This is a genomic window from Streptomyces sp. NPDC055078 (assembly GCF_053607985.1).
Map to the genome: position 1 here is coordinate 1 of NZ_JBSGUP010000875.1, position 2,822 is coordinate 2,822.

At 70.6% G+C, this 2,822-nt stretch carries 4 protein-coding genes; 1 reads left to right on the plus strand and 3 read right to left on the minus strand.

Going from position 1 to position 2,822, the window contains the following annotated elements; all coding sequences use genetic code 11:
• Window positions 1-115 precede the first annotated feature (115 nt).
• The 3 genes from ACWF94_RS38005 to ACWF94_RS38015 all read right to left on the minus strand — a co-directional run bounded on the left by ACWF94_RS38005 (window position 116) and on the right by ACWF94_RS38015 (window position 2,215).
• Window positions 116-1,057 carry a glycoside hydrolase family 19 protein gene (locus tag ACWF94_RS38005; protein ID WP_453499438.1) on the minus strand — a complete coding sequence of 314 codons (942 nt, stop codon included), beginning with the start codon at window positions 1,055-1,057 and terminating at the stop codon, window positions 116-118.
• Between the two features lie 238 nt (window positions 1,058-1,295).
• The gene (locus ACWF94_RS38010; RefSeq protein ID WP_453499440.1) at window positions 1,296-1,928 is read right to left on the minus strand and encodes an imine reductase family protein; all 633 of its coding nucleotides are present in this window, start codon (window positions 1,926-1,928) and stop codon (window positions 1,296-1,298) included.
• On the minus strand, window positions 1,889-2,215 hold the full coding sequence (locus ACWF94_RS38015) for an NAD(P)-binding domain-containing protein (protein ID WP_453499442.1): 327 nt from the start codon (window positions 2,213-2,215) through the stop codon (window positions 1,889-1,891). The genes ACWF94_RS38010 and ACWF94_RS38015 overlap by 40 nt, the downstream gene beginning before the upstream one ends.
• 197 nt (window positions 2,216-2,412) lie before the next feature.
• On the opposite strand from ACWF94_RS38015, the gene ACWF94_RS38020 reads away from it, so the two are divergent.
• A complete protein-coding gene (locus ACWF94_RS38020; RefSeq protein ID WP_453499444.1) occupies window positions 2,413-2,682 on the plus strand; it encodes a DUF1876 domain-containing protein in 270 nt (89 codons plus the stop codon).
• The last annotated feature ends 140 nt before the right edge of the window (window positions 2,683-2,822 follow it).

The following is a 2,822-nucleotide window of genomic DNA, read 5'->3' on the forward strand; positions in this document are numbered from 1 at the left end:
GGGGGGGTGGGGGGGGGGGGGGGGGTTTTGTGGGGGGTGGGGGGGTCCCGCCCCGGGGGGGGGGGGTACGCCCCCCGGCCCCCCCGTCCGTATGGGTGCTGAGCCCCTCAGCGGCTCAGCAGGACAGGTTCCCGCCCGTCGGCACGCCCAGGAGCTGTGTGAACTGCGTGTACTTGTTCACCCTGCTCTGCACCTGCGCGGGGTTCCCGCCGTTGCACTCCAGGCTGCCGTTGATCGACCAGATCGTCTGGCCGAACCCCGCCTGGTTCACCATCGCCGAGTGGCCCGTCATCGTGCCCGGGCCCTTCTGGGTGTTCCAGTACCAGAGGGCGGTCTGCATGGCGATCGACGGGTCCCGCTCGACCTTGTAGGGGTCGTTCAGCAGATCGATGCCCAGCGCGTCGCCGGCGGCCTTGTAGTTGAAGTTCCAGCTGAGCTGGATGGGGCCGCGGCCGTAGTACGCCGCCTGGCCGGCCGGGCAGCCGTACGGCTGGTTGCGGTCGCAGTAGTGCGGGTAGTTGGCGGTGTTCTGCTCCACGATGTGGACCAGGCCGCCCGTCTCATGGCTGATGTTGGCGAGGAAGGCCGCGGCCTCCTGCTTCTTCACCGTGTCGCTGCCCGTGTTCGCGAACGCCGGGTACGCGCCCAGCGCCGCCTTCAGACCGGCGTACGTATAGAACGGATTCCGGTTCGGGAACATCTGGTTGAACTGCGCCTCGCTCACCACGAAGTCCCCGGGGTTGGGGTTCTGGGTGGGCGTCGGGGTGGGTGTCGGGTTGGGGCCGGGACCGCCGCTACAGGTGTACGGGTCCCAGTACCAGGTGCTGACCGTGGGGTTCCAGCCCGGGTTGTCGTGTTCCGCGATGTAGTAATTGCCGTCCGTGTACTTGACGATGTCGCCGGTCCGGTAGTTGGCCCCGAAGGTCCAGTTGGGGGCGGCGGAGCACTCGTCCGCCGTGGCGGAGGCAGAGGCGGCGGTCGGGATGAGGCCCGTCGCCGCGAGGCCGCCGGCCGCCGCGATGGCGACGAGCAGGGCCCTCAGACGTTGCTTGAGCACGGAGATCTCTCCTTCGTGCGTCAACAGCCTGGCCCGGAAGACCCGTTGGGGGCGGGGGAGTCCCGGGCCGGCCGTAGTGGGGGGTGTTCCGCCCACTCAAGCGCGCTGACGTGACCCAGTCAAGGTATAGACCAATGTGAATAGGTGTTGGGTAAATCTCCCGGCCGCTCCCGGTGAACGCCCGCGCGGGCGCGGGGCGTTTGGTAGGCATGGGGCGTACGGGTCGGGGGAGGCGGTACTAGGTCATGAGCATCGGGACGAGCCGGGTGAGGCCGTCCGCCCGGTGGCCCTCCTCCATCGCCCGGTCCAGCATCGCCGCCAGCGGCTCGATGAACTCGGTGGAGACGCCCTGCTCCCGGAAGGTGGCCAGGAAGTTGGGGAGGGCCGCCTGGTTGGTGGAGATGCTGGAGAGGTCGGTCAGATGCTCGCCGGAGTCGACGGCCTCGGCGCTGTCCGGTGTGAGGGCGAGCATGGCGGCGACCCACTCGGTGAGCGGACCGGCCAGTTCGTGGGCCGGGATGTCGACCGAACGGGCGAGGGCGAACGCTTGCATGACCCCCATCGTCATGCCGTACATACCGGTCAGCAGCGCGATGTCGTAGATCGCGGCGGAGCCCGGGTCGGTGCCGGTGTACTTCGTGCCCCCGAGGGCGGCGAGCGCCGGCTGATACGTCCGGAACGCCTCCTCGTCACCGCTGTAGAAGACATACGCGTCCGGGCCCGCGATCATCGGGGGCGAGGCCATGATGCCGCCGTCGAGATACCGGGCGCCGTGCCCGGCCGCCCAGGCGGCCAGCTCACGTGCCTGGGCCGGGGTGCCGTTGGCGAGGTTCACCAGGGTCTTCCCCGCCATCCCGGTCTTTCCCGCCATCCCGGTCTTTCCGCCATCCCGCCGCCGACGGCGTCGAAGATCTCCCGGGTGCTGATGTTGTCCACCAGGCACAGGACTACGAGATCGCTCGCCGCGACAGCGTCCGCCGGGGTCGTCGCGGGCTGAGCGCCCTGGGCGACGAGAGGGCCGGTCTTGGCCGGGGTCCGGTTCCAGACGGTGACGGTGTGGCCCGCCTTCAGGAACGCGGAGCCGAGGGCGGAACCCATCAGACCGAGGCCGAGAACGGAGACGGGGTGCTGGGCGCCGGAGGGCCGGGCGGCGGACATGGCGAAGCTCCTTGGACGGGTGTGGCCGGTAGGGGTTTCCCTCGATCCTGGGGGCGGGCCGGAGCCGGGACAAGTACCGACTAATTAGTGGGGTACTCACCGAAAGGTGAGCATCAGAAGCGGCCCGGGGCCCGGCCGGTGGTGATCCGCGCGCGGCGGGCGCACTCTGGGAAGTGGAACGCAGGAGGTGATCCCTCATGAAGACGCTCGTCGGATGGCACATCGAGACGGAGTTCACCGAGGAGGGCGACCGCACCCGGTGCGCGTCGCTGGTGCGGCTCGCGGACGGGACGGAGATCCGTGGGCACGGCACCGCACAGCGTCACCCCTCCGATGCGGAGCAGCTCCGGGTCGGCGAGGAGATCTCGGGCGCGCGGGCGCTGATGGATCTCGCGTCTCAGCTGCTGCAGAAGGCGCATACGGAGATCGATGAGGCGTCGGGGCGGGTGTCGCGGCCGCTGGGGTGAGGTGGGCCCTCGGGGCGCGTGGGGGGTGCGGTGCGGTGCGGGGTGCCGGGTGCGGGGGTGCGGCGCCTGCGGGCCCGGGTGCCGGGTGTGCGGGTGCCTGGTGAGGCGCGGGTGCTTCGCGGGGGCGCTGCCCCCGGACC

What these genes read in the sequence shown, in the direction of transcription:
- ACWF94_RS38010 (WP_453499440.1), bottom strand. Translation starts at nt 1,928, where the DNA reads ATGGCGGGAAAGACCGGGATGGCGGGGAAGACCCTGGTGAACCTCGCC.
- ACWF94_RS38015 (WP_453499442.1), bottom strand. Translation starts at nt 2,215, where the DNA reads ATGTCCGCCGCCCGGCCCTCCGGCGCCCAGCACCCCGTCTCCGTTCTC.
- ACWF94_RS38020 (WP_453499444.1), top strand. Translation starts at nt 2,413, where the DNA reads ATGAAGACGCTCGTCGGATGGCACATCGAGACGGAGTTCACCGAGGAG.